Genomic DNA, 26,216 nt, shown 5'->3' with positions numbered 1-26,216 from the left:
CCGTTATGTTATGAAAACGTAACGGGTATTTTAATTTTGTTATAAATTTAAACTAATTTATTGATTAGTCGGCTCTTCGGCTTTATGTATTTCTACTGAAAGTTCCTGAGAGTCATCTTTAAGATCCATTAAGATTTCATCACCTGAATGTATTTTCGAAGTTATGATTTCTTCTGCCAATAAATCTTCAACATATTTCTGGATCGCTCTTTTTAGAGGTCTTGCTCCAAATTGTCTGTCAAAGCCTTTTTCAGCAATAAATGCTTTTGCTTTATCAGTAAGGTTTAATTTGTATCCTAAATCTGCAATACGTGAATAAAGTTTTGCAAGTTCGATTTCGATAATCAAATCAATATCACCTTTTTCTAATGCGTTGAATACGATTACATCATCAATTCTGTTTAAGAATTCAGGAGCAAAGGTTTTTTTCAATGCATTTTCGATAATGCTTTTTGAGTTTTCATCGGCTTGAGCCACTTTTGCAGCAGTTCCAAATCCTACACCTTGTCCAAAATCTTTTAATTGACGTGCTCCAACATTTGATGTCATAATAATGATAGTGTTTTTAAAGTCGATTTTGCGACCTAAACTATCTGTCAAATAACCATCGTCAAGAACCTGTAGCATCATATTAAATACATCCGGATGCGCTTTTTCGATCTCATCCAAAAGGACAACACAATATGGTTTTCTACGCACTTTTTCAGTCAATTGACCACCTTCTTCATATCCTACATATCCCGGAGGCGCTCCAACTAAACGAGAAATGGCAAATTTCTCCATGTATTCGCTCATGTCGATACGGATTAACGCATCTTCAGAATCGAATAATTCTTTTGCTAAAACTTTCGCTAATTGTGTTTTACCAACTCCTGTCTGACCTAAGAAAATAAACGAACCAATTGGTTTGTTTGGATCCTTAAGTCCGGCTCTGTTACGTTGAATAGAACGGGCAATTTTTAAAACTGCTTCGTTTTGGCCAATTACTTTGTTCTGAATTAATTCAGGTAATTTAGCCAGTTTGTTACTTTCTGTTTGAGCAATTCTGTTTACAGGAATTCCGGTCATCATCGAAACAACGTCGGCTACATTATCTTCTGTAACTTCAATTCTGTTGTTTTTAGAATCTTCTTCCCATTGTTCTTGTGCAATTGCAAGATCTTTTTCGATACGTTTTTCATCGTCACGAAGTTTGGCAGCCTCTTCATATTTTTGTTTTTTGACTACCATATTTTTGTTTTCGCGAACTTCTTCTAACTGACGTTCTAAATCAAGAATTTGTTTAGGAACATCAATATTAGTAATGTGTACGCGAGATCCTGCTTCGTCAAGAGCATCGATAGCTTTGTCCGGTAAGAAACGCTCAGACATATATCTGTTTGTTAATTTAACACAAGCTTCAATTGCTTCCTGCGTATAGGTTACATTGTGGTGATCTTCGTATTTGTCTTTTACGTTATTTAAGATTGCAATTGTTTCTTCAACAGAAGTTGGTTCAACAATTACTTTCTGGAAACGTCTTTCAAGAGCTCCGTCTTTCTCAATATATTGTCTGTATTCGTCAAGAGTTGTAGCACCAATACATTGGATTTCGCCTCTTGCTAAAGCAGGTTTGAACATGTTTGAAGCATCAAGAGAACCTGTTGCTCCGCCAGCGCCTACAATAGTGTGAATTTCATCAATAAAAAGAATAATATCATCATTTTTTTCAAGCTCGTTCATTACGGCTTTCATTCTTTCTTCAAACTGACCGCGGTATTTTGTTCCGGCTACTAAACTAGCCAGATCAAGCGTTACGACACGTTTGTGGAAAAGAATACGGGATACTTTCTTTTGGATAATGCGAAGTGCAAGTCCTTCTGCAATAGCAGACTTACCAACTCCGGGCTCTCCAATAAGTAGCGGGTTGTTCTTTTTTCTACGGCTTAGGATTTGCGAAACACGTTCAATTTCTTTTTCGCGTCCTACTACCGGATCTAGTTTTCCTTCTTCGGCCATTTCTGTTAAATCTCTCCCAAAATTATCTAAAACCGGAGTCTTTGATTTTTTGTTTGACTTATTGGCTGGATTGTTAAAACTACTTTCTTTAAGACTGTCATCTTGTCCTGAATCGTCATTATACGATTCGTTTCTTGGCAAGTTTTCTAAGAATTCTTCTTCGTTTGGAGTCATATTTAAATATTGTTCTTTAGCTATGTCATAATCTATTTTTAGTTTATTCAACAGCTTGGTTGTTGGATCGTTTTCGTTTCGTAAGATGCATAAAAGCAAGTGCGCCGTGCTAATCGACGAGCTTTGAAATACTTTAGCTTCAAGAAATGTTGTCTTCAGGGCTCTTTCTGCCTGTCGGGTAAGATGAAGATTTTTCTTTTCAGCATTTACTTCAACGCTTTGATTGGCGGGACTCAGTATTTCTACCTTCCTGCGTAAATGATCTAGATCGACTGCAAGGTTATTAAGAATATGAATAGCTTTTCCGTTTCCATCCCTTAAAATGCCTAGCATGAGATGTTCAGTACCAATAAAGTCGTGGCCTAAGCGTAAGGCTTCCTCTTTACTGTATGTAATAACATCTTTTACTCTTGGTGAAAAATTATCATCCATAATATATAATTGGTATTGTAAATTTAGTGAATTAGTGTTTGAAAAACAAAAACCATACCCTTAAGGAACTCCTGACAGCTAAGAGACAAAAAAAATAACAATAAAAGCGTTAAAATACGCTTAATTTATTAACTAAAAGATCAAATAAAGTTGTTAATAAATCATTGAAATAAGTGTAAGTAAATAGGTGAAAAAATTTCAAAAAAACGTATCTTGGCACGCTTTGAAACTAATATAATTATTTAATATAACAACTTATGTCTGAAGGAGAAAAGTTAATTCCTATTAACATAGAAGATGAAATGAAATCAGCTTACATCGATTATTCGATGTCAGTAATCGTATCGCGTGCACTTCCTGATGTTAGAGATGGCTTGAAACCAGTGCATCGAAGAGTTCTTTACGGAATGTATGATTTAGGAGTAACCTCAAGATCTGCCCACAAAAAATCTGCGAGAATCGTAGGGGAGGTTCTTGGTAAGTATCACCCACACGGAGATACCTCTGTTTATGATGCAATGGTACGTATGGCTCAGGAATGGAGTATGCGATATTTATTAGTGGACGGTCAGGGTAACTTTGGATCTGTTGATGGTGACAGTCCGGCAGCAATGCGTTATACTGAGGCCAGAATGCGTAAAATCTCTGAAGATATTATGGCAGACATCGAAAAAGAAACAGTTGATTTTCAATTGAACTTTGACGATACCTTATATGAGCCAAAAGTAATGCCAACCAGAGTTCCTACTTTATTGATTAATGGAGCAACAGGAATCGCTGTAGGTATGGCTACAAATATGCCTCCACACAATTTAACAGAAGTTATCAACGGTACTTTAGCGTACCTTGATAATAATGATATTGAAATAGACGAATTAATGACCTATATTAAAGCTCCTGATTTTCCAACAGGCGGTATAATATATGGTTATGAAGGAGTTCGTGAAGCTTTTAAAACCGGAAGAGGACGTATTGTAATGCGTGCAAAAGTTGGTTTTGAAGAAGTTGACGGAAGAGAATGTATTATTGTTACCGAAATTCCATATCAGGTTAACAAAGCCGAAATGATCAAACGTACGGCTGATTTGGTTAACGATAAAAAAATTGAAGGTATTGCGAATATTCGTGACGAATCTGACAGAAACGGTATGCGTATCGTTTATATCCTGAAACGTGATGCTACACCAAACGTAGTTTTGAATACCTTATATAAGTTCACTTCATTACAATCCTCTTTTAGTGTAAATAATATTGCACTTGTAAAAGGACGCCCACAAATGTTGAATCTAAAAGATATGATTCACTATTTTATTGAGCACCGTCATGATGTTGTAGTTAGAAGAACTCGTTTTGAATTGCGTAAAGCAGAAGAAAGAGCACATATTTTAGAAGGTTTAATTATTGCTTCTGATAATATTGATGAAGTAATTGCCTTAATCAGAGGTTCTAAAAACACAGAAGAAGCTCGTGAGAAATTAATTGAAAGATTTAATTTATCTGATATTCAGGCGCGTGCAATTGTAGAAATGCGTTTGCGTCAGTTAACAGGTCTGGAACAAGATAAGTTAAGAGCTGAATATGACGAATTAATGAAGTTAATTGAGCATTTGAAAGCTTTATTAGCAGATGTTGATTTAAGAACGAACTTAATCAAAGAAGAACTGGAAGAAATCCGTGAGAAATACGGAGATGCGCGTCGTTCTCAAATTGAATATTCTGGTGGGGATGTAAGTATCGAAGATTTAATTGCCGATGAAAATGTGGTTATTACAATTTCGCACGCTGGTTATATCAAACGTACAAACTTAACCGAATACAAAACTCAAAATAGAGGTGGAGTTGGACAAAAAAGTGCCGGAACAAGAGATCAGGATTTCCTTGAACATATGTTTGTTGCGACCAATCACCAATATATGATGTTCTTTACCCAAAAAGGAAAATGTTTCTGGATGCGTGTTTACGAAATTCCGGAAGGAAGTAAAACCGCAAAAGGTAGAGCAATTCAGAACTTAGTAAACATTGAAAGCGATGATAAAGTAAAAGCTTTCATTTGTACACAAGATTTAAAAGACAAAGATTATATCAACAGTCATAACCTTGTAATGGTAACAAAACAAGGTCAGGTTAAGAAAACTTCTCTTGAGAAATATTCTAAACCAAGAGTAAATGGTGTTGCTGCCATTACGATTAAAGAAGGTGATGAATTACTTGAAGCAAAATTAACCAACGGAGAAAGTCAAATTATCCTTGCTGTGAAGTCTGGTAAATTGGTTCGTTTTGAAGAAACCAAAACACGTCCGATGGGAAGAACGGCTTCAGGAGTTCGCGGAATTACCTTAAAAGATGATACTGATGAAGTAATTGGTATGGTTACTGTTGACAAAGAAAATGTAAACGATTCGCAAATTTTAGTTGTAACTGAAAACGGATACGGTAAACGTACTAAATTAGTTGACGACGATGGTGAAGATGTATACAGAATTACAAACCGTGGAGGAAAAGGTGTAAAAACACTTAATATCACGGAGAAAACAGGAAAACTTATTTCGATTAATGCTGTAACAGATGCTGATGATTTAATGATTATCAACAAATCCGGATTAACAATTAGAATGGCTATTGAAGATTTACGTGTAATGGGTCGTGCAACGCAAGGTGTTCGTTTAATTAACCTAAAAGGTAAGGATTCTATTGCTGCTGTTACAAAAGTTATGAAAGATGACGTTGCAGAAGTTGTAGTTGACGAAGACGGAAATGTTATCGAATCGGTTATCGAAAGAGTTAAACCGGATTTAGAAGTTCTTGAAGATGATGGTACTGTCGAAGAAGACGAAGATGATGATTCTGACGAAGTAATTGAAGATGAAGATGATTCTGAAGAAGAAGAATCTGAAGAATAGTAAAATTTAACACAGGAATAATTAAAATTAAATACACAAATTGAATATTATGAAAAGTAAGTATGTAATACTAGCGTCAGCTTTATTGATTTCAGTAGCTACTTTTGCTCAAAAAGATCAGATTAAAAGCGCTGAAAAAGCTTTAAAAAGCGGAGATGCTCAAGGAGCAATTACAATATTAAAAGATGCAGAAAATTTGGTAGTAAATGCCAAAGATGTTGAACAGGCTCAATACTATTTTGTACAAGGAAATGCTTTCTTAGATTTAGCAAACAAAAAAGTAGAAGAAAGTAAAAACTTATCTCTTGCAGCTGAAAGCTATAAAAAGTTAATTGATGTTGAAAAAGCGTCTGGAAAACTTAAATATTCAACTCAGGCAGCAGCTTCAATTACTGAAATTAAAGGAAAATTGATTAACTCGGCAATTGCTGATACACAATCAGGTAAACACGCAGATGGAGCAAAAAAATTGTATGATGCTTATTTATTAGATAAAAAAGATACTATCAATTTATACTATGCAGCTTCTACAGCAGTAAACTCTCAGGATTACGATGCTGCGTTGCCAATGTATGAAGAATTAAAAAAATTAAATTACTCAGGAAAAGGAACTTCTTACACCGCTTTAAACAAAGCATCAGGTAGCGAAGATGGTTTTAATACTGCAAGCGAAAGAGATTTAGCTGTAAAATTAGGAACTCACGAAAAACCTAAAACAGAAGCTATTCCTTCTAAAAGAGGTGAAATCTACAAAAACTTAGCTTTAATCCTAATGCAAAAAGGACGTACAGAAGATGCTAAAAAAGCAATCGCTGACGCAAGAAAAACGAATCCGGATGATACATCTTTAATTCTTTCTGAGGCTAATTTGTATCTCGAAACTAAAGATTTTGACACTTATAAAAAATTAGTAGGTGAAGCTTTGGAAAAAGATCCAAATAATGCTGATTTAATCTTCAACCTAGGAGTAATTAGCGCTAATGCTAAAAATCCTGCTGATGCTGAAAAATATTATTTGAAAGCGATTGAAATCAATCCAAACTATACAAATGCTTACCTTAATCTTGCAGCGTTAAAATTAGAAGCAGAGAAACCAATCATTGATGAAATGAATAAATTGGGTACTTCTGCAAAAGATATGAAACGTTACGATGTATTGAAAGCACAAAGAGAAAGCGTTTTTAAAGGAGTGATTCCTTACCTTAAAAAAGCGAATGAATTAGATCCTAAAAACGAAGATGTTGCTAAAACATTATTAGGTGTTTACAAAGCACTTGAAATGACTGCAGAAGCAAAAGCGTTAAAAGCTACCATGAACTAATCATTCTTTGATTTATATAAAAAAATCCCGCCTAAAGCGGGATTTTTTTTATGCCTGAAATTTATTAGCTCACCAAAGTAGCTGATAATGTAATTGTTGTGTTTAAAAGTTTAGAAATCGGACAGATTTCTTTAGCTTTTGCCGCAGTTTTCTCAAATTCTTCTGCAGAGATTGAAGGAACTTTTCCTTTTAAATCCAAATGAATTAAAGTAATTGTTCCGTCTTCAAAAGTAACGGTTGCTTCTGTATTTAAATCTTCAGCAGTAAAACCTGCTTCGTTTAATAAAAAACTTAATTGCATCGTAAAACAACCCGAATGTGCTGCAGCAACAAGTTCTTCCGGATTTGTTCCAACTCCGTCTGCAAATCTGGTTTTAAATGATAATTGAGCTTTATCTAATGTTGTACTTTGTGTACTAATAGTTCCTTTTCCTTCCATACCGGTTCCTTGCCAGTTGGCATTTGCTTTTCTTGTAAATTTCATTTTATAAAATATTAAGGTTTATAATCTTTTGATACTCAAATATAATCAATAATTTACAGAATAGTTTTATGGAATTTAAATAGAATGTTAAGTTTCACATTGATATTCTTTTGTTTGAGGTTTAAAATTTCAAGGTTTCTCAGGCTTAGCGGAGTCGAAGCCCGTTGCTATTAGAAATATTAATTTTAAAGCAAAGTGCGCTAAGGTTTTATTTGTATTAAGGTTAGAAAACACAAAGTTCGCAAAGCTTTGTTCTTTGTGGCAACTATAATTGACAATCTTGTCATGCCGAGGAACGAGGGATCTCCGTTTTTAGCTCCACAAAGATTGGCGATTTTGCTTACCGGGCTTCTTGCGAAGATCCCTCGTTCCTCGGCATGACAAGATCGTCTGTCAACAATTGTCTACAGATCTTGATCGGATTTTAAAACTTTGAAAAAGATCTGCATCAACACAAAGCTTTGCGAACTTAGTGTTATAAAAACTTCAAACTAAAAAACTTTGCGTGCTTTGCGGTAAAATGAACTTAAACAAAAAAGGAGCAATGAAAATATCATTACTCCTTTAATTATTTTATATAACTTAAGTTTATTCCTGGCCTAAATTACGTAATTGTTTCAATTTGTCTTTCCAAACTTCAAGACTTTCCTTGTGTATTGCAATGTTTTTACGGACTTCAAGAACAATTGAATTCTCTTTTTTAGCATTTTTTGTATTCGTAAAAAACTGAATATTATTCTCTAATTGGAATATTTCGTTTTGAACTTCCTCAATTTTGCGCATTAAGAAAATCTTTTCGTTATCTAATTTACGAGTGTCATTACTTTCTGATAAAGAATCAATTCGGTTAGAGAAACGCATCATTTCGGTTTCTTTTTTGCTCAAACTTAATTTTTCAAAAAGAGCATCTAAAATTTTATTGAATTTTCCTTCGATATGGCGTCTTGAAAAAGGCACTTTTCCAAAACCTTTCCAGGTTTCAATATGTTGTTTTATAGCATCAAGATCCGTTTTGTGATCACCGGTCAATTGGTAAGCTCTCAAAATGTCCAGATATGCTTTTTTGTTATCAAAAGCAGCAACCTCATCGCCATTTTCTTCAGATTTATGTTCTTTTAACTTATCAAAATAATGGTTACAGGCATCTTTAAATTCTTTCCAGATTTTATCCGAATATTTTTTAGGAACGTGACCAATTTGTTTCCATTCTTCCTGAATTTGCTTCATTACAGGAGTTGTAGCACCAAAATCTGTGCTTTCTTGTAACTCTTTTGCTTTTGCAACAAGAGCCATTTTTTTGTTTAAATTGTCGTTCTGATCTTTTTTAATGTCTTTATAAAATGAATTTTTAAAAGAATTAAAGTTTCTAACAGCAGTTTTAAATGCAGCCCATGTTTCTTCGTTTACATCTGATGGGACTTTTCCGGCAGCGAAAAACTCATTTCTAAGCGCTTCTACTTTCTGGATCTGAACCAGCCATTGTGAGTGAGAATTAACTTTTTCAGTACCTAAGACTTCTATTTTAGCAATGATTTCTTTTTTAGCTTCAAGATTAGCCTGCTCGTTTGCTCTTTGGCTTTCGAATAAAACTTCTCTTTTGTCATGAATTTTTTTAGTCAGTTCACTAAATTTATTCCAGATCACATCACGGTGTTCTTTAGAAACAGGTCCAATATCTTCTTTCCAGATTCTATGTAAATCTTGTAATTCACGAAATGCTTTGCTGATATCAGTTTCATTTACCAATTCTTCAACACGAGCAATTATTTTTTGCTTTTGTTCTAAATTGTATTTGAAATCTAAATCTCTTGCTTCACGATCTAAGTGCAGATAATCATAGAAATTCTCTACATGAAAGTGGTAATTATTCCAAACGTGATTGTATTTGTCTTTTGGAATTGCTCCTGCATTTTTCCATCTTTCTCTTAAATCATTAAAATGTTTAAGCGTATCTTTTATGTTTTCCTGCGGATTTATCAGTTCTTTTAGTTCCTCAACTATAGCAAGTCGATTATCTAAATTCGATTTTAGATTGGTTTGTAAATGTTTAAAATGAGCATTTCTTTTCTCTCTAAAAACATTATAATATTCATCAAATTTAGATTTTAATGGAGAATGATATTCGAATTCTTCGTTCGGATCTTCTTTAGAAGCATTAAATTCTTCTTTTTTCTCCTCTAAAAGATGGTTGTATTGTAATAAAAACGCTTTTTTAATTTCTTCGATATGATCCTTTACAGTCATTGCTTTATCATCGTTGACCAATTTTTTCAATTCATCAACAAGGGCATCCAGCGTAAAAGTGTCATAATCCTGCATAGGAATGTCATGACGCTCTTTTAGGGTTTCATCTTCACTTTCTTCGGCGTTCGAATTTGTTATCGCATCTAACGCAATTTGATGATCGGTTTCTTCAGTTTCAGCGGTATTTTCTACCTCAGTTTCAGTTTCTGAAGTTAAATTTTCAGCAGCTGTTTCTGTCTCCGGTGTTTCAATTGCATTTTCCTGTGTAGAATCGTTAATTTCGATTTCTAATTTTCCGTCTGCTTCTTGCAGGTTATCATTCTTTTCTTCTAACATTTTAAATGTATAAGGTTTTTGTTTTAATCAGAGCGAAAGATAGTAAAGGTGTTTCTAAATACAAAATAAATCGTTTGTTTATACGCTATTTTACGATGAAATTCTTATTTTTTATGGTTATTTCGGAATATGATATCGCTTTTTTTGTTATTTCTTTTGAAGTAAATTCAAATTTGAAATAAATACTCTTTTAAGAGAAATGTCTGAGAATATGTATTTCAATTGTAAGAGATTTATTTTTTCTTCAATTTAATTACATTCAAATAAATTTACAGGATAAGATTTTGATATAGAAAATTAAGAATCAAAACAAAATAAGCATTCCGACTTCAATACCAAAATTATAGGTTTTATGATTTCCAAAAGCGACACTTGGATGAATATAAGCCATATCATTTTTTGTAATTCGTCTTCCAAATTCTAAGAATGCATTATTAGGGAATCCTTTATTCGTGGCATTATATCTGAAAGCAGCATCAGCCGCGATCCAGTTTTTTCCGATGATGTACATGAAATAATTCTCTAAGGCCGTGATATTTAAATCGTTTCGATTGTCAGAGCCGGCAAAACTAATTTGATTTTCTAAAGAAGAAATCCATAACAGTTTTTCTCTTTTTAAATATTTTCCATAAAAGACGGCAGGAGCAAAGACCCATTTTCCCGTTCCAAGAGCAGGATCAACAGCTGAATTTGATATGACGCGTGCACGAAAAGCAATTCCTCCATTTTTTTCTTCTAAGTACGGAATATAACTTATACCAACACCTATATCGCCTAAGCCTGTTTTGTTTATTGAATTTGTATTTGTAGATATTAAAGGAAGATCGACCCTAAGATTCCAGGCTTTATTGGCAATAGGATGCAAAAACCGAAGTTGGGTCGTGTTAAACGATCCGGTGTCAGTATCTAAATACTCATTAAAAAGTAAAATCGTTTTTAGGTAATAATGATATCGTGCCTCAGTATAAGGATTTTTATCGGCCTTAATTGTGTCTTGAGCCTGAATGAAGCAGCAGAATAAATTTAGTATAAAAAATAGTAATTTTATTTTCATAACTAGCTATTAATGAATAGTCTAAGTTACGAAAATTAGATTCAGAATTTACTTGTCAAAGAATTTTATTTGTTCCAGATTTTCCACGCTTTTTCTGCTTGAAAAATAAGCATATCATATCCATTTTTTATCACGGCGCCTTTTTCTTTAGCGTTTTTTAAAAATTGGGTTTCTGCCGGATTATAAATTAAATCGTAGGCGATATGTTTCTCTGTGAAAAACTCATATGGCAGGTCTGGGCAAGCTTCAATATTTGGACTTGTTCCTACTGGCGTACAATTGATTATAATTTGAAAATTATCAAAAGTAGTAGCATTTATTAAGTTGTAATCGATAATGTTTTCTTTGGCTTCTCTTGAAACAAAAGTATACGGAATATCAAGTTCTTCAAGTGCAAAAGCAACACCTTTTGATGCGCCGCCAGTACCCAGAATTAATGCTTTTTTATGATGTGGCTCTAATAATGGTTTTAATGATTTTTTAAAGCCATAATAATCGGTGTTGTATCCTTTCAATTTTCCATTTTTGGTAAATTTAATCGTGTTTACAGCACCAATTAAAGCTGCTTTTTTTGATAATTTATCTAAGAAAGGAATTACTTGCTCTTTGTACGGAATTGTAACATTTAAACCTTTTAAATCAGGATTGTTTTTAAGCAAACCTGTCAAATGATTTATTTCAGCAATATCGAAATTTTCGTAGCTGTTGCCGGCAAAAACTTCATCGCTAAATTTTTCAGTAAAATATCCTTTAGAAAAAGAGTAACTAATATTACGGCCCAATAAGCCAAAACGCCTTCTTAAAATATCAATCATTATTGTTTTCTATGTTTTTCTATATAATTTCTAACAGTTTTCTTTGTCCAGACTACCGGAAATAAATCTTCGATCAAAATGTAATTATCAAAGTTTAAACGTAATCCGTTGCTTAAATGGAATTTAGCTTTTGTATTGTCCTGAACCATAAAGTATAATCCGGCCAAACGATATTCGATTTCATTTTCTTCCGGAAAATATTCTGAAGCTTGCAATAATGTCTGGATAGCACTATCGAATTCGCCTAAAAACTGAAGAATATCAACCCAAAATAACCAGGTATCTAAGGCATAATCGCCAAATTCTACTGCTTTTCTATAACCAAATTCAGCTTCTTCAAAAAAGTTCATTTGTTTATTGATCGTTGCATAACGCTTCCAGTACAAACGATTTTGATTGTCGATTGCTAATGCTTTATTGACAAAAAATAATGCTTTTTGAAAGTTTTTCTGGCGAACGTGAAAATCGGTAATCGCAATCCAACCTTTGTCTAAAAGCGGATCTTCATGTACAGTTTGATTGTAATATTGAAGAGCTTTTACTGAGTTTCCCAGTTTTTCGTAGCATTTTCCAATACGCAATAAAGCGTATGAAGTTGCATCGTCTAATTCGATGGTGCGGTTGTAGCTCTCAATTGCTTCGTTGTATTTTTTCAGGCGTTCATAAGCTTTCGCTTTTTCCATAAAAGCACCTAAAAACTCATCGTCGATCAGGGTTGCATAATCGAAGGCACGAATAGCATTTTCATATTCTTTTACGCCATAGTGCAAACGGCCAAGCTGATGCCAGGCGATTTCGCTGTATGGGTTTTTATTGATATAATCGTTAAGATAAACAATGGCTTCCTGGTTTTGATCTAAAAATTCAAAACAATAAACCACGTTATATAAGGCAGATTGATCTTCTAAATCTTCTTCAAGACATTTGATAAAACTGTCTTTTGCCATCTCAAGGTTATCCATAAATAGATATTCCATTCCAATCAAGTTGTACACATCAGCGTAGTCATCTGTATATTGCAAGGCAATTTTAAGTAATTCTACCGCTTTTTCGTGTTGGTCTCTCTTAGAACAAATATTGGCTTTCTGGATGTAAATTTCCTCGTTATTAGGTTCAATTGCATACAACTCATTCAAAAGCTTTTCAGCGATTTCAAGTTTGTCATCATAAACCAACATTTCTACTTGTACTAATTTTAAGCCCGTAGATTTTGGGTGCTGGTCTAATGCAAGTTTTAAGGCCTTTTTTGCTAAATTAGCCTTACCTATATCTAAATAATGAAGAATAATTTCTTCAAATTCTTCAGAATCAAAAAAGAGTACTTTGTTAGTTTTTAACATAGACTCAAATTTGGATAGGGATAGGTTATAATCTTCTTCTTCGTTGCTTAATTGCATACTGTCTTTATTTGAAATTAGCCTGTTATAAATTTAGGCAACCATATTCTTGTGAGTGGAAAGAGAATTAATTGTTTTGAACAATTTAATTAACAATATGGACAGAATTTCGATTCTGTTTTAGCTATAATCTCCTAAAAGGGAGATTACTTTGATTATTATTTTAAATTTTACTTTTAACCCGGAATCTATCTCCGGATATTTCATCATACATTTTTATCAAACTTATTTTAAAGCTTTTTAAGATTGATATCTCTTTGAAAATGACAAAGATAGTATATAATTGAATTTGTTTCTAATTTTTGCTTTGTTTTAGTATTTCATCCATAACACTTAAAATTATGGCACAGCCTTCTTTTATCTCTTCTTCAGAAATGGTTAATGGTGGTGTTATTCGTATCGCACAGCCTTCAAAAAGCAGCCAGAATAAAATAAGCCCTTTGTCCTGACAGTTTAAAATAACCTGATTGGTTATCTCGGCAGTCTCGGTCATCGCGGCCAGCATCAGTCCTTTTCCTCTAACTTCTTTTATCAAAGGATGTACCAAAAGCGATCTTAATAGTTTTTCCTTGTCTAAAGCTTCCTGCATCAGGTTAGTTTCAGTTAATTCCTGCAAAGTCGCTAAACAAGCTGACGCAATGACAGGATGCCCACCAAAAGTGGTTATATGTCCTAACTTTGGATTTTCGGTCAAAAGGTCCATTTTTTCAGCAGCAGCGGTAAAAGCTCCCACTGGCATTCCGCCGCCCATTCCTTTTCCCATAACCACAATATCGGGAACAACATCATAATTTTGAAACCCGAAAAGTTTTCCGGTTCTGCCAAATCCAGGCTGAATCTCGTCGACAATCATCATTGCCCCAACCTCATCGCAGCGTTTACGGACTTTTTGCAGATAATTATTTTCAGGTTGAATAAATCCTGCGCCACCCTGAATGGTTTCTAAAAGTATGGCAGCTGTTCTGGTGGTTATTTTTTGTAAATCTGCTTCATTATTAAATGTGATAAAATCAACATCCGGAAGCAAAGGACGAAACGCTTGTTTGCGTTCTTCAAAACCCATAACACTCATCGAACCCATTGTGTTGCCATGATATGCATTATGACACGAAATAAGCTGACTGCGGCCTGTTGTTCTTTTTGCTAATTTCAAAGCACCTTCGATAGCTTCTGTTCCTGAATTTACCAAATAAGTTTTATTTAAAGATTCCGGCAGGAGAGAAGCTAATAATTTGCAATATTGAACGGCCGGACTTTGCGAATATTCGCCATAAACCATGACATGCGAATATTTATCTAACTGATCTTTAATCGCTTGATTTACTCTTGGATGTTGATGTCCGAGTGTACAAGCCGAAACTCCGGCAACAAAATCTAAATATTTTTTATCGTTTGTATCGTAAATATAAGAGCCAATGGCATGCGAAACTTCCATTCCTAAAGGATAAGGAGAGGTTTGTGCCTGATATTTTATAAAATCTGGATTCATTTTTTTGAGGTTCTAAGTTGCTAAGCTTCTAAGATTTATAGTTCAGGTTTTGGAACTGAAAATTTCGGTTTTATTTTTAGCGCAAAGTTCCCAATCCCGATAGCTATCGGGATACGCAAAGTTCACAAAGCTTTGGACTGAAACTATAACTGTGACTAAAAACTACTTCTTAGCTTTTGTTTTGGCTTTAGCCGAAGAAGGATTAGCTATGGGTTTCTTTTTATCGTAATCTAAAGTTTCTTTCCTCACTTTCATCGGGACATCTTTATCCTTCGCTTCATCGTCTTTTCCTTCCTGGATTAATTTATCATTCATTTCATTTTCTTCTGCGGTAAAAATATCATCTTTCGATTTTATTCGTTCGTCACCGCGCCAGACTAAACCTCTTAATTTACGGGCATTTTCTGGTAAATCAGCTTCGGGATAAATATCTCCGTCTACTTTATTGAAGAACGTGATGGTTTCTACGGCATTATTTTCTAAAATAAGGTTGATTTTACTGCTCACATTTTTATTGATTCCGATGAGTTCATTCGCGTCATTCCGCATGTAATAAATCACCTCGGTATTTTTAATAACATCGACATCATGAAGTTTTCCTTCTTTGAATTTTCCGAATAAATTGAGTCCTTTTACCTGATTATAACCGGTTCCGAGTGTATCCCGGGAGACGAGAAAAGTATTATTGAGGACTTTTAACGAATCTAGTTTTTTGGTATTATTATCACCAATTAAATGCATGACATCGCCCGTAATTTGATTATCGCCATTCCATAAAATCGGATTTCCAATCAATTTTGTCAAAGCGGTTTTAGAATTCGAATGAATCGAATCACATTTTCCGCTCATGTCAATTTTAAAGAAACGAACATTATTATATGCTCTCAAAATACGTTCGCCTTCTTTTCCGGTAACCATTAATTTTTTTCCATGAATGTAAACCGAATCATTTTCTACCAGGTTAATCGCAACCGCTCTTTTGGTCACAAACATAGAATCTTTTAGTTTGTAAACCTCAGCATAATGCCCTTTTACAATACCGCGATTGATTGAATCAGTGATTTTTACATTTCGTGTTGCCGATGCAAATTCAATATTTCGATCATAATATAAACTATCGCCTTCTATGAGTCGGTCGTCGTATTTTATATAAGATTTCCTCAGAAAATGTGCGAGGTTTTTCTTGGTATCATAAAAACCTTTTTCGGTATAAATATAATTGGCTTTGCTCGTTATGGTTGATGGCCCGAGTAAATAAGTGTGGCCGGAATTGCTGTAATAATCTAAATGATTTGATTTCACAACATATTTAGGATTCGTCAGCGTTACTTCCGTCAAAAACTGAAACTTTTTCTTTGCCACAAAATACCTTCCGGATTTACTTACCAGCGTATTATCCTTATTAACGATTGTACCTTTTGTGTTGTAAAAAACCTGCTGAATATTTCGGTCAAAATTAATAGTATCTGTTTGTAAAGTGGCGTCCGGAGAAGTCATTACTGCATTTCCTGTCGCAAAAGCTTTTTTTTCATTTCCGCTATATTCGGCATATTTACTATTTAAATATAAAGTATCACCTTGCACCAATTGTACATTTCCAAAGGCTTTTAAATAATTTTCTTTTTGAAAAAAATAAGCTTTATTACAAGTCAGTACAACACCATCATGGTTTATTTTTACATTTCCGCTTAATAACAAACCGCCGGGAATTAATTCTTCATTTACCTGAGAATCATCGGCATTTTCAATGATAATTTTTTTTGGTGCCTGCGCAAAAATAAATTGTACACTTAGTAAAAGCAAACAAGAGTATATGAAAAAGAGTGATTTCTTCAATTGATTAAATTTTTGTCAAATTTATGAAAAAGGTTAGAACCTTTACGGATATTAGGATTAAATTATAATTTTTATAAAGGTACAGAGGTTCAGAGTTACAAAGGTTCAAAGGTTTTTCCCATTTCTGAATTTAAATTGGTCTAAAAAGTCTTTGTTCCTATGAACCTCTGCAACTTTGAACCTTTTTTAAGTTACCAACAAAATAGATAACTATTACGTTGTAGTTTATGTTTTTGAAATTGAATTATGGTAAAATGATTTTTGTTTCTTTTGAGTTTTAAAAATTAGCCTAAATTTAGAAAATGGTTTCTGTTTATTATAAAATAAGCCAATATGAAATTTAAAATATTGGATTTTCTTTTATACGAAACAGTTTATAAAAATGAATATGATAAATAAAAGAATTTTTGTTGCAGGAATGGCCGCAACATTGCTGTTTTCAGCATGTAAAACAAAAGATTTAAAAATGAATACAGCAAAAGAAGAAGTTTCTACTGATAAGAAAATTGTCGTTTATCAGGTTTTTACACGTTTATTTGGCAATAAAAATACAACCAACAAACCCTGGGGAACAATTGAAGAAAACGGAGTAGGAAAATTTAATGATTTCACAGACAAAGCACTTCATGAAATTAAAGATTTAGGCGTTACATATATTTGGTATACCGGAGTTCCGCATCATGCTTTGGTTCACGATTATACCGCTTACGGAATCTCAAATGATGATCCTGAAGTGGTAAAAGGCCGAGCCGGATCGCCTTATGCCGTAAAAGATTATTATAATGTAAATCCTGATTTGGCGGTAAATCCGGCGAATAGATTGCAGGAATTTGAAGCCTTAATTGCACGTACACACAAAGCCGGTTTAAAACTAATTATAGATATTGTTCCCAATCATATTGCCCGTAAATACGAAGGAAAAAGCAATCCTGAAGGTGTTAGGGATTTTGGTGCCGATGATGATGTAAATGTAGAATACAGCAGAAATAATAATTTCTATTATATTCCGAAAGTTCATTTTGAAATTCCGGATGGAGATATTCCGTTAAACGGAGAAAAAAATCCAATGATTGATGGCTTATTTGATGAAAATCCGGCAAAATGGACAGGAAATGGTTCTCGTAAAGTAAAACCGGATCAGAATGACTGGTACGAAACCGTAAAAGTAAATTACGGAATTCGTCCGGATGGTTCTAAAGATTTTCCTGAACTTCCGGCTGGATTTGATCAGAAATCGTATGTCGAACATTTTGCATTTTGGCAGGATAAAGACGTTCCGGATTCCTGGAAAAAGTTTAAATCGATTGCTTTATACTGGACAGCAAAAGGTGTTGATGGTTTTCGTTATGATATGGCCGAAATGGTTCCGTATGAATTTTGGAGTTATATGAATTCAGCCATTAAAATGAAAAATCCAAACGCTTTTTTATTGGCAGAAGTTTACAACCCAAATGAATATCGCAATTATATCCGTTTAGGAAAAATGGATTATTTATATGATAAAGTAGAGACATACGATAAGCTGAAAGATATTATTAAAGGAAAATCTTCGCCTGACGGATTATCAGATATTCAAAAAGGAATGGCTGACATTGAACATCATATGCTTCATTTTTTAGATAATCATGATGAGCAGCGTTTGGCAAGTCCTGAATTTGCAGGAACGCCGGAAAGAGGAAAACCTTTAATGGTGGTTTCAACTACAATCAGCACTTCGCCTACAATGGTTTATTTTGGACAAGAAGTGGGAGAGGCCGGAAAAGAAAATGCAGGTTTTGGAACACATTCCAGAACTTCAATTTTTGATTATATCGGAGTTCCAAATCATCAACGCTGGATGAATGAGGGAAAATTTGATGGAGGAAAACTTTCGGAATCAGAGAAACACCTGCGTGATTTTTACAAACGAGTATTAAATTTTTCGATTAACAGTTCAGCTTTGATGGGAAGTTTTCAGGAAATTCAATCTGTAAACCGTCAGAACAATCAAGGTTATGATGAATTAATTTATTCTTATGTGCGTTGGTCAGAAAATCAAAAATTAGTTATTGTGACTAATTTTTCTTCCGAAAAAACAAGCGAATTTGATTTGAAAATCCCTGCTGATATTATTTCAAAATGGAATTTAAAAGATGGTGAATATCAATTGACAGATCAATTGTATAAAAAGAATTCAGTTGAGTTAAAAGTAAATAATGGAGCAGGAGTGGCAAGAATTAAAATAATGCCTTCAGAGTCGTTTATTTATCAATTGAAGTAATGATTGTTCAGTTCTCGATGCAAACCTGACAGGTTTAGCGAAGCGTAACAAACATCTAAAACTAAAAAAGCTGATACTTAATTTGTATTAGCTTTTTTGTTTTATACTTTTTTGACTTTCTTTAAAGCCTCAACATAATTTTCGTTTACTTTTTCCCAATTAATATGTTCGTAAAAAGCATCGATATAACTGCCTTTTCTGTTTTGATAATCTAAATAATAAGCATGTTCCCATAAATCGATTCCTAAAATTGGAGTCCCTGGAATCAATGCGTTTTTCATTAATGGATTATCCTGATTATCGGTGGTGCTAATTTGCAGTTTCCCAACCTTATCAACTAAAAGCCAAACCCAGCCTGAACCAAATTGTTTGGTAGCTTCGCTTTTAAATTGTTTGGTAAGGTTATTAAAAGAACCAAATTCTTTATCAATAGAACTTGCCAAAGTATCTTTTGGAGTTTGTTCTTTAGGTGTTAAAGTGTTGAAATAAAGCGTATGGTTGTAATATCCACCTGAATTTTGACGAAGTTTTGCATTATTGAGATCCAATTTTTTCAGGATATCTTCAATAGGGATATTTTCAAATTCAGTAGACACAATTTCTTTATTAAAATTATTGGTATACGTTAAATAGTGTTTAGAATAATGCGTTTCCATCGTAAGTGATCGTATACCGGGAGAAAGCGCATCGTAGGCAAAAGGAAGTTTTGTAAGGCCAAAAGAGCCCTGATCGGCTTTTACATCATCTGGCGAGCCAATAGTTATTTTTTCTTCTTTTGTTGGTAACGGGACTTCTACAACTTCAGTTAGCTTATTATCATTACAAGAAAATAATACTAAAAATGAAGTCAAAATGCTGAATCGAACAATGTTTTTCTTCATAACGTATGTTATTTTAATGTTAGTGAATTTATGATTTCAATATAACTTTCTTTAGCCTCATCAATAGAGATATGGCTTATTTGCATCCAGGCATTTGTTTTGAACGCATCTCGCAGATCAAAATTTTCAGATTGATTATAGACTGCGGTCCCAAAGGTTGCTTGTTTATAATAGGCATAAAGCCTTAACTGCACATCTTGTGGCAGCGAGGCCTGAGTCATTTTCAAAGCAATTTCTACAGCCTCTAAAAAACGAGTATCTAAATCTTTTTTGGTCATTTAAGCTTTTGTAGCAATGATTGTTTTTCCGCCAATTGCTTTTTGGTTCAATACCACATTAATTGGAGTACCTAAAGGTAAAAATAAATCTACTCTTGAACCAAATTTTATAAAACCTGCATCAGTTCCCTGAACAACCTGCATTCCTTCTTGGGCATAATTTACAATTCTGCGTGCTAATGCACCAGCAATTTGTCTGTATAATATCTGTCCAAAAGTTTCATTTTCAATCACAACAGTTGTTCTTTCGTTTTCTTCGCTTGCTTTTGGATGCCATGCAACTAAAAATTTACCAGGATGGTATTTGCTGAATTTTATAATTCCGTCCATTGCATAACGCGTTACGTGAACGTTTATTGGCGACATAAAAATAGAAACCTGTAAACGTTTGTCTTTAAAAAATTCACCTTCATAAACTTCTTCAATAACCACCACTTTTCCGTCAACCGGAGCAAGAATGTGATCGTTGTTTCTGATTGCGATTCTTTTAGGATTTCTAAAAAATTGCAAAATGATAATCAAAACTACTACGCCGGCAATTTGTACCAGCATTCTTAGCCAGGTGATATCAATGAATTTGTCAGCAATTAAAAGCACAGCAACTGCAAAAACAGTACCTAGTAAAATGGATGGTCCTCCTTCTTTATGAAACATAATATAAAATTTGATAAAATAAAAATATAATTGGTGCTACAAATATAACACTATCTAATCGATCTAAAATACCTCCGTGTCCCGGCATTATTGAACCACTGTCTTTTACGCCGGCAATTCGTTTAAATTTTGATTCAATCAAGTCTCCAATTGTTCCAAAAATGCTTACAATTAAAGCAATAATTGTCCATATTAAAATAGATTTACTGCTAAATTCAGGATTGGGCTGTATGTATAATTTTGAAATTAAAAAACCGGCAAAAGCTGCAAAAACAACTCCGCCAAGAAATCCTTCGATCGTTTTTTTAGGAGAAACACGTTCAAATAATTTATGTTTTCCTATAGATTTACCAACCAGATAAGCAAAAGTATCATTGGTCCAGATCAGGATAAATAAGCCAAGAATAATTTTTGGATTGTAATCATTGGTACCAAATGAAATTTTGATTATAAAGATAAAAGGCAATGTTACATATCCTAAAAGGTATAAGTATTTTGAAGAAGTGCTTATTTTTTGAATGGAATCGTAAAATAAAAACAAAATACATTTAATAGATACAACAATAGTAACAGCAAGAAGTACAAGATCCAACTGTTGAATATTGACGTTTAAGCTTAAATTTGAGTTGAAGGTATGGTTTAAAAATGAAGCAGTTTGCTGGTTATAATTGCTGACTAATATTGTCGACGCATATAACGCAATTCCAAACAGAATTGAAAACACTTTATTAAGATTTACTAAACTGCTGAATTCGTAAATTGTAATAACAAGAAAAATGCCAAAAAGAATAATAAAGCTTTCGGTAGAAAACAAAATTGCAGTTAATAATAAAGCAATATAAACAGCACCAGAAATGGTCCTCTTGAGTGTTTCATTCATCTTAAAGGTCCTCTAAGAGCAATAAATAAAGGTTTTTGGCAACGCTTCCGTATTGCGTAAAATCTTCTTCCTTTGCTTTTTCGAAATATTTTATTGTGGTAATGTTAGTTGGGTAATCTCTTTCGTATTTGCGTTTAATAGCGCTCAAACCATCACTTTTTATAGATAAAATTTGACTTGTGGTTGCTATTATAACAATATTTGCGGGTAATTCGTTTGGTTTATTTTGTCTAATTTGTTTGGATGAGAATAAAATTGATCCTTCATCTGCAATTAAATTTTCGCAGCTTGCCAATAAAAATTTTGGTCTTACAGGTGCGGTATAAATTAGTTTGTTTTCTTCTAATAAATGAAAAAGCCCTGGTTCGTAACATAAAACTTCACTTTCAAACCAGTCGTTTTCTTCTAAGATATTTTCAAATTGTTCGGCCACTTCCTGTTTGTTTTCACAATACAAAAATTTACCGCCATTTTTCTTAAAATTAAAAATGAACCTTTCGTCTATAGACAAATGACTATCCTGAATAGAATTGCCCGCATATTCACTTTCATTTTCTTCATCAGAAGCAGAATCGCTGGAACCAAATATTTTTTTGAAAAAATTCATTTTTATATGAAATACTTTACATGTTAATTGAAAACGTTCAAAGATAAAAAAATCTTAATTCAAAAGGCTGTTTTGAATTAAGATTTTAAAAAATATTACATATTTATTGTATTATTTACGAAACCACTTCTTCCAGATTTTTGTCAAAAGTACGTTTTCCGAAAATAGTTTCTAAGTCATCTTTAAAAATAACTTCTTTTTCAATTAAGATGTCAGCCAATTGATTTAGCTTGTCTTTGTTTTCTTGTAAAATCTGAATCGCTCTTTGGTATTGACCTTCAATTAATTCTGAAATTTCTTTGTCAATTACTTTAGCAGTTTCATCAGAATATGGTTTAGAGAAATTGTATTCGCTTTGTCCGCTTGAATCATAATACGTAACATTTCCGATTTTATCATTCAAACCGTAAATCGTTACCATAGCACGAGCCTGACGTGTTACTTTTTCTAAATCACTTAATGCACCAGTCGAAATTCTGTCAAAAGTTACTTTTTCAGCAGCTCTTCCGCCCATAGTTGCGCACATTTCGTCTAACATTTGATCTGTTCTTACGATTTGTCTTTCTTCAGGTAAATACCAAGCCGCTCCTAAACTTTGTCCACGAGGTACAATAGTTACTTTAATAAGCGGTGCAGCATGCTCTAACATCCAGCTTACAGTCGCGTGACCAGCTTCGTGAATAGCGATTGCTCTTTTTTCTTCCGGAGTAATGATTTTATTTTTCTTTTCAAGACCACCAATGATTCTGTCAACAGCATCAAGGAAATCTTGTCTGTCTACGGCTGTTTTATTGTTACGCGCAGCAATTAAGGCAGCTTCGTTACAAACGTTAGCAATATCAGCACCAGAGAATCCCGGAGTTTGTTTCGCTAAGAAATCTAAGTCAAGACCTTCGATTTTTTTAATAGGAGCTAAGTGAACTTTAAAGATTTCAGCTCTTTCGCGAATGTCCGGTAAGTCAACAAAAATTTGTCTGTCAAAACGACCAGCACGCATTAACGCTTTATCAAGCACATCAGCTCTGTTTGTTGCAGCCAGAACAATTACGTTAGAGTTTGTACCAAAACCGTCCATTTCTGTCAATAATTGGTTCAAAGTATTTTCTCTCTCGTCATTTCCGCCTGACATATTGCTTTTTCCTCTTGCTCTACCAACAGCGTCAATCTCGTCGATAAAGATAATAGCAGGAGATTTTTCTTTAGCTTGTTTAAATAAGTCACGAACACGTGAAGCACCAACTCCTACAAACATCTCAACAAAATCAGAACCTGATAATGAAAAGAAAGGAACCTGAGCTTCTCCTGCAACTGCTTTTGCCAGTAATGTTTTACCAGTTCCCGGAGGTCCTACCAGTAAGGCGCCTTTTGGAATTTTACCACCAAGATTTGTATATTTTTCAGGGTTTTTAAGAAATTCTACAATTTCTTGTATTTCTTCTTTTGCACCTTCTAAACCTGCTACATCTTTAAAAGTAGTTTTGATATCCGTTTTCTCATCAAACAATTTAGCTTTAGATTTTCCAATATTAAAAATTTGTCCGCCACCGCCACCTGCGCCGCCTGACATTTTACGCATAATGAAAATCCATACACCAATAATGATGATAATAGGAAGCAAACTAACTAAGATATCAGTCCAGTTATTTTTTTGAAGAAAGTTAAAATCTTTCAATTTTCCTTCGCCAACTGCTTTTTCTAATTTAGTTTGAAAAATTTGATCGTTACCAATTTCTAAAGTATAATGAGGACCTTTATTAGCTCTTTCAAAAATATCTTTAGACACTTTTTTATTGGCAGGATCTTTAAGAGCTGCAGCAGTTAAATATACTTCAGCTTCAGCTTTATTGTACACGATAACTTTTTCAATCTGACCTTTTTCTAATAAAACATTGAATTTAGAAGAGGTTAATTGAGCAGGTTCGCTTAAGTTTGATCCTCCGGTTGCAAAACTTATAAATAAAAAAACTAAAAGTATTGCGGTATATATTAACCAAGGACTTATTTTAAATTTACTCGGATTTGGATTATTATCTTTAGCCATTAGAAGAAATTTTCTTTAGTATTTGTTTTCGATTGTAGTTATTTTGGCGTCACCCCAAAGGCTTTCGATATTATAGTATTCACGAATGTGTTTCTGGAAAACATGTACCACAATATGCACATAATCCATCAGAACCCATTCAGCGTTATCGGTTCCTTCTACGTGCCACGGTTTATCTTTTAGGTCTTTGGATACTGTTTTTTGAATTGAGTTTACAATGGCGTTAACTTGGGTATTTGAATTTCCGTTGCAAATGACAAAATAGTCACAAACAGCCGTGTCTATTTCTCTTAAGTCAAGAATATCGATATCATTTCCTTTTACTTCTTCAATCCCTTTGATTATGTTCGCCAATAGAACATCATTATTAATCGTCTTTTTCGCCATGAATTATTTTATATGAATTTGTAAAGTTACCAAATTTTGTGATTATTTTTGAACCTTAACAAAATATTAAATTAAGTTATTTAAATTACTTAGATGAAACTAATCAAACTCGATGCCATAGATTCTACAAATGATTTCCTAAAATCATTGTCAAGCCAGGATGAACTTGATAATTTTACGGTGGTAACGGCTGAAAATCAGACAAAAGGCAAGGGGCAAATGGGCTCGAAATGGCAGTCAGAGTCAGGTAAAAACTTAATTATGAGTGTTTTGGTAAAGGATTTTGTATTTGATAATGTACAGGTTTTTAACCTGAGCATTATAGTTTCACTGGCCGTAATCGAGGTATTAAAATCATTAGAAATTCGTGATTTAAGTATAAAATGGCCAAACGACATTATGTCATACAATAAAAAGATTGGTGGCATACTTATCGAAAATACCATAAAAAGCGATGGCAGGATTGTGTCAGTTGTCGGATTAGGACTTAATGTCAATCAGACAAATTTTGACGAATTGCCTAATGCATCTTCGCTGGCAGTAATTTCAGGAAGTACTTTTGATAAAGATCTTTTTCCGGCTTTAATCGTCGAAAAAATGAAGCATAAAATCGGATTATGGGAAACGGAATCTGATCGTCTTTGGAAAAAATATTACAACTCTTTATTCCGAAAAGGAGTTCCAATGCCATTTAAAAACCTCAACTCCGAAACATCCCAAAACTTCATGGGAATCATTCAGGGCGTTTCACCTATCGGAAAAATACAAATTTTACTAGAAGATGATTCGGTTTCAGAATTTGATATCAAAGAAGTTCAAATGCTTTATTGAAGAAGGTTCTTAGGTTTTTATGTAGAGGCGCACGGCAATGCGTCTAACCTGTTCTGATAATATCTGTTTTTTGCTGCAGATTCCCAGCTTAAAATGATTGCTAAACTAAGATAATCCGCATAAATCCGTTTATTCTGTAAAATCCGCGTGCCATTTTTCCAAAACTAATTTTAAGTTTTTATTAATTTTTCTGTTTTTGGAGTAATTTTTCTATTCCAATAAATAATGTAGCATGTTCCTAAAACAGAAGGCAACATCCAGGCAATAACATTCCCAAGGCCAATTCCGGCAACGATAAAAGCTGTTATTGATGCAATTAAAGCTCCAATCATTTTTCCGATATGTTTAGAAAGCCATGGATTATTGGATTCTGATAAATTTTTAAAGAAAACAAAATCCTTAAATGTCATATAAAATCCAAAACCTCCAAAAAAGGTAAATAAAATACCATTTCCAATAGTATTGAATTGGCAATATAATCCGATTCCGATCATTATAACCGAAAACAACAACATACTTCCTGAAATTAATTTATCCATAAAATCAGCTTTCAATTTGCGTTTAAAATTTAAAGCTCTATTTCCTGAAATAACCAGATAAATGGTAAATAAACCTATTAGAAATAAAAAGATATTCTGATGATTTGGCATCCAGCAAATCGGAACAGAAATAAGAGAACTCGTAATCATACCAATAGAAAATAAGTTTCCCATTCTCTTGTGTAATAATCCGCCTTTTTTGACCATGATACTTCCAATTCCGGTAATTAATCCAATTCCGCCAAAAAATGCGTGGATATAAATTAAAATCTTAATAGTTGTTTCCATTTTGGTTTGTTTTAGTTTTATGGATCAAACTTCGATTAATAATTTAAGGCAGAATAATTTATAGTTCTGAACTGTAGTTTTTTATGGATG

The 26,216-nt window shown here is 33.5% G+C and carries 20 protein-coding genes; 4 read left to right on the top strand and 16 right to left on the bottom strand.

The window, feature by feature from the left end; translation table 11 throughout:
* Nucleotides 1-57 precede the first annotated feature (57 nt).
* Complete coding sequence (locus ACZ0AH_RS14690) at nt 58-2,604, bottom strand: ATP-dependent Clp protease ATP-binding subunit (protein ID WP_463476546.1); 2,547 nt, start codon at nt 2,602-2,604, stop codon at nt 58-60.
* Between the two features lie 257 nt (nt 2,605-2,861).
* On the opposite strand from ACZ0AH_RS14690, the gene gyrA reads away from it, so the two are divergent.
* Together gyrA and ACZ0AH_RS14680 are read left to right on the top strand one after the other, a co-directional pair.
* Entirely contained in the window at nt 2,862-5,504 is a 2,643-nt protein-coding gene (gene gyrA / locus ACZ0AH_RS14685) for a DNA gyrase subunit A (RefSeq protein ID WP_463476545.1), read from the top strand.
* A 49-nt stretch (nt 5,505-5,553) separates the two neighbouring features.
* On the top strand, nt 5,554-6,825 hold the full coding sequence (locus tag ACZ0AH_RS14680; protein ID WP_463476543.1) for a tetratricopeptide repeat protein: 1,272 nt from the start codon (nt 5,554-5,556) through the stop codon (nt 6,823-6,825).
* Nucleotides 6,826-6,889: 64 nt separating this feature from the next.
* On the opposite strand, the gene ACZ0AH_RS14675 is transcribed toward ACZ0AH_RS14680, so the two are convergent.
* The 7 genes from ACZ0AH_RS14675 to ACZ0AH_RS14645 all read right to left on the bottom strand — a co-directional run bounded on the left by ACZ0AH_RS14675 (nt 6,890) and on the right by ACZ0AH_RS14645 (nt 16,480).
* Nucleotides 6,890-7,309, bottom strand: a complete 420-nt coding sequence (locus tag ACZ0AH_RS14675; protein WP_463476542.1) for an OsmC family protein — start codon at nt 7,307-7,309, stop codon at nt 6,890-6,892.
* A 588-nt stretch (nt 7,310-7,897) separates the two neighbouring features.
* Complete coding sequence (locus tag ACZ0AH_RS14670) at nt 7,898-9,889, bottom strand: DUF349 domain-containing protein (RefSeq protein WP_463476541.1); 1,992 nt, start codon at nt 9,887-9,889, stop codon at nt 7,898-7,900.
* Between the two features lie 304 nt (nt 9,890-10,193).
* On the bottom strand, nt 10,194-10,943 hold the full coding sequence (locus tag ACZ0AH_RS14665; RefSeq protein WP_463476540.1) for a lipid A phosphoethanolamine transferase: 750 nt from the start codon (nt 10,941-10,943) through the stop codon (nt 10,194-10,196).
* A gap of 65 nt (nt 10,944-11,008) precedes the next feature.
* Nucleotides 11,009-11,758 carry a shikimate dehydrogenase family protein gene (locus ACZ0AH_RS14660; RefSeq protein WP_463476539.1) on the bottom strand — a complete coding sequence of 250 codons (750 nt, stop codon included), beginning with the start codon at nt 11,756-11,758 and terminating at the stop codon, nt 11,009-11,011.
* Nucleotides 11,758-13,155 carry a tetratricopeptide repeat protein gene (locus tag ACZ0AH_RS14655; RefSeq protein ID WP_463476538.1) on the bottom strand — a complete coding sequence of 466 codons (1,398 nt, stop codon included), beginning with the start codon at nt 13,153-13,155 and terminating at the stop codon, nt 11,758-11,760. Before ACZ0AH_RS14655 ends, ACZ0AH_RS14660 begins: the two co-directional genes overlap by 1 nt.
* Nucleotides 13,156-13,450: 295 nt before the next feature.
* Complete coding sequence (locus tag ACZ0AH_RS14650) at nt 13,451-14,644, bottom strand: aspartate aminotransferase family protein (RefSeq protein ID WP_463476537.1); 1,194 nt, start codon at nt 14,642-14,644, stop codon at nt 13,451-13,453.
* Between the two features lie 162 nt (nt 14,645-14,806).
* Nucleotides 14,807-16,480 carry an OstA-like protein gene (locus ACZ0AH_RS14645; protein ID WP_463476536.1) on the bottom strand — a complete coding sequence of 558 codons (1,674 nt, stop codon included), beginning with the start codon at nt 16,478-16,480 and terminating at the stop codon, nt 14,807-14,809.
* Nucleotides 16,481-16,868: 388 nt separating this feature from the next.
* On the opposite strand from ACZ0AH_RS14645, the gene ACZ0AH_RS14640 reads away from it, so the two are divergent.
* Nucleotides 16,869-18,740, top strand: coding sequence for an alpha-amylase family glycosyl hydrolase (locus ACZ0AH_RS14640; protein WP_463476535.1), 1,872 nt, complete (start codon nt 16,869-16,871; stop codon nt 18,738-18,740).
* A gap of 101 nt (nt 18,741-18,841) precedes the next feature.
* Here ACZ0AH_RS14640 and ACZ0AH_RS14635 read toward each other — a convergent pair whose 3' ends face one another.
* The 7 genes from ACZ0AH_RS14635 to rsfS all read right to left on the bottom strand — a co-directional run bounded on the left by ACZ0AH_RS14635 (nt 18,842) and on the right by rsfS (nt 24,468).
* Nucleotides 18,842-19,621: a superoxide dismutase gene (locus tag ACZ0AH_RS14635; RefSeq protein WP_463476534.1), complete on the bottom strand. Its 780-nt coding sequence runs from the start codon at nt 19,619-19,621 to the stop codon at nt 18,842-18,844.
* A gap of 8 nt (nt 19,622-19,629) precedes the next feature.
* Nucleotides 19,630-19,899, bottom strand: a complete 270-nt coding sequence (locus ACZ0AH_RS14630) for an acyl-CoA-binding protein (protein WP_463476533.1) — start codon at nt 19,897-19,899, stop codon at nt 19,630-19,632.
* The gene (locus ACZ0AH_RS14625; protein ID WP_463476532.1) at nt 19,900-20,553 is read right to left on the bottom strand and encodes a phosphatidylserine decarboxylase family protein; all 654 of its coding nucleotides are present in this window, start codon (nt 20,551-20,553) and stop codon (nt 19,900-19,902) included.
* Nucleotides 20,543-21,433 carry a phosphatidate cytidylyltransferase gene (locus ACZ0AH_RS14620; protein WP_463476531.1) on the bottom strand — a complete coding sequence of 297 codons (891 nt, stop codon included), beginning with the start codon at nt 21,431-21,433 and terminating at the stop codon, nt 20,543-20,545. The genes ACZ0AH_RS14625 and ACZ0AH_RS14620 overlap by 11 nt, the downstream gene beginning before the upstream one ends.
* Nucleotide 21,434: 1 nt before the next feature.
* Nucleotides 21,435-22,040 (bottom strand): lactate utilization protein B/C, encoded by a 606-nt coding sequence (locus ACZ0AH_RS14615; protein WP_463476530.1) that lies wholly within the window; start codon nt 22,038-22,040, stop codon nt 21,435-21,437.
* 115 nt (nt 22,041-22,155) lie between these two features.
* The gene (ftsH, locus tag ACZ0AH_RS14610; RefSeq protein ID WP_463476529.1) at nt 22,156-24,081 is read right to left on the bottom strand and encodes an ATP-dependent zinc metalloprotease FtsH; all 1,926 of its coding nucleotides are present in this window, start codon (nt 24,079-24,081) and stop codon (nt 22,156-22,158) included.
* A gap of 15 nt (nt 24,082-24,096) precedes the next feature.
* Nucleotides 24,097-24,468 carry a ribosome silencing factor gene (gene rsfS, locus ACZ0AH_RS14605; RefSeq protein WP_042564267.1) on the bottom strand — a complete coding sequence of 124 codons (372 nt, stop codon included), beginning with the start codon at nt 24,466-24,468 and terminating at the stop codon, nt 24,097-24,099.
* A gap of 93 nt (nt 24,469-24,561) precedes the next feature.
* On the opposite strand from rsfS, the gene ACZ0AH_RS14600 reads away from it, so the two are divergent.
* Nucleotides 24,562-25,299, top strand: a complete 738-nt coding sequence (locus tag ACZ0AH_RS14600) for a biotin--[acetyl-CoA-carboxylase] ligase (RefSeq protein ID WP_463476528.1) — start codon at nt 24,562-24,564, stop codon at nt 25,297-25,299.
* Between the two features lie 170 nt (nt 25,300-25,469).
* Here the strand turns inward: ACZ0AH_RS14600 and ACZ0AH_RS14595 are convergent, their stop codons facing one another.
* Nucleotides 25,470-26,126 (bottom strand): hypothetical protein, encoded by a 657-nt coding sequence (locus ACZ0AH_RS14595; RefSeq protein ID WP_463476527.1) that lies wholly within the window; start codon nt 26,124-26,126, stop codon nt 25,470-25,472.
* Nucleotides 26,127-26,216: the final 90 nt, after the last annotated feature.

Source organism: Flavobacterium sp. AC105, assembly GCF_979258495.1.
The sequence above is the reverse complement of the archived record's forward strand: the minus strand, read 5'-3'. Positions and strand labels throughout refer to the sequence as shown.

What these genes read in the sequence shown, in the direction of transcription:
- ACZ0AH_RS14670 (WP_463476541.1), bottom strand. Translation starts at nt 9,889, where the DNA reads ATGTTAGAAGAAAAGAATGATAACCTGCAAGAAGCAGACGGAAAATTA.
- ACZ0AH_RS14650 (WP_463476537.1), bottom strand. Translation starts at nt 14,644, where the DNA reads ATGAATCCAGATTTTATAAAATATCAGGCACAAACCTCTCCTTATCCT.
- ACZ0AH_RS14675 (WP_463476542.1), bottom strand. Translation starts at nt 7,309, where the DNA reads ATGAAATTTACAAGAAAAGCAAATGCCAACTGGCAAGGAACCGGTATG.
- ACZ0AH_RS14640 (WP_463476535.1), top strand. Translation starts at nt 16,869, where the DNA reads ATGATAAATAAAAGAATTTTTGTTGCAGGAATGGCCGCAACATTGCTG.
- ACZ0AH_RS14620 (WP_463476531.1), bottom strand. Translation starts at nt 21,433, where the DNA reads ATGAATGAAACACTCAAGAGGACCATTTCTGGTGCTGTTTATATTGCT.
- ACZ0AH_RS14630 (WP_463476533.1), bottom strand. Translation starts at nt 19,899, where the DNA reads ATGACCAAAAAAGATTTAGATACTCGTTTTTTAGAGGCTGTAGAAATT.
- ftsH (WP_463476529.1), bottom strand. Translation starts at nt 24,081, where the DNA reads ATGGCTAAAGATAATAATCCAAATCCGAGTAAATTTAAAATAAGTCCT.
- ACZ0AH_RS14680 (WP_463476543.1), top strand. Translation starts at nt 5,554, where the DNA reads ATGAAAAGTAAGTATGTAATACTAGCGTCAGCTTTATTGATTTCAGTA.
- gyrA (WP_463476545.1), top strand. Translation starts at nt 2,862, where the DNA reads ATGTCTGAAGGAGAAAAGTTAATTCCTATTAACATAGAAGATGAAATG.
- ACZ0AH_RS14635 (WP_463476534.1), bottom strand. Translation starts at nt 19,621, where the DNA reads ATGAAGAAAAACATTGTTCGATTCAGCATTTTGACTTCATTTTTAGTA.
- ACZ0AH_RS14690 (WP_463476546.1), bottom strand. Translation starts at nt 2,604, where the DNA reads ATGGATGATAATTTTTCACCAAGAGTAAAAGATGTTATTACATACAGT.
- ACZ0AH_RS14625 (WP_463476532.1), bottom strand. Translation starts at nt 20,553, where the DNA reads ATGTTTCATAAAGAAGGAGGACCATCCATTTTACTAGGTACTGTTTTT.
- ACZ0AH_RS14655 (WP_463476538.1), bottom strand. Translation starts at nt 13,155, where the DNA reads ATGCAATTAAGCAACGAAGAAGAAGATTATAACCTATCCCTATCCAAA.
- ACZ0AH_RS14665 (WP_463476540.1), bottom strand. Translation starts at nt 10,943, where the DNA reads ATGAAAATAAAATTACTATTTTTTATACTAAATTTATTCTGCTGCTTC.
- ACZ0AH_RS14660 (WP_463476539.1), bottom strand. Translation starts at nt 11,758, where the DNA reads ATGATTGATATTTTAAGAAGGCGTTTTGGCTTATTGGGCCGTAATATT.
- ACZ0AH_RS14615 (WP_463476530.1), bottom strand. Translation starts at nt 22,040, where the DNA reads ATGAATTTTTTCAAAAAAATATTTGGTTCCAGCGATTCTGCTTCTGAT.
- rsfS (WP_042564267.1), bottom strand. Translation starts at nt 24,468, where the DNA reads ATGGCGAAAAAGACGATTAATAATGATGTTCTATTGGCGAACATAATC.
- ACZ0AH_RS14600 (WP_463476528.1), top strand. Translation starts at nt 24,562, where the DNA reads ATGAAACTAATCAAACTCGATGCCATAGATTCTACAAATGATTTCCTA.
- ACZ0AH_RS14595 (WP_463476527.1), bottom strand. Translation starts at nt 26,126, where the DNA reads ATGGAAACAACTATTAAGATTTTAATTTATATCCACGCATTTTTTGGC.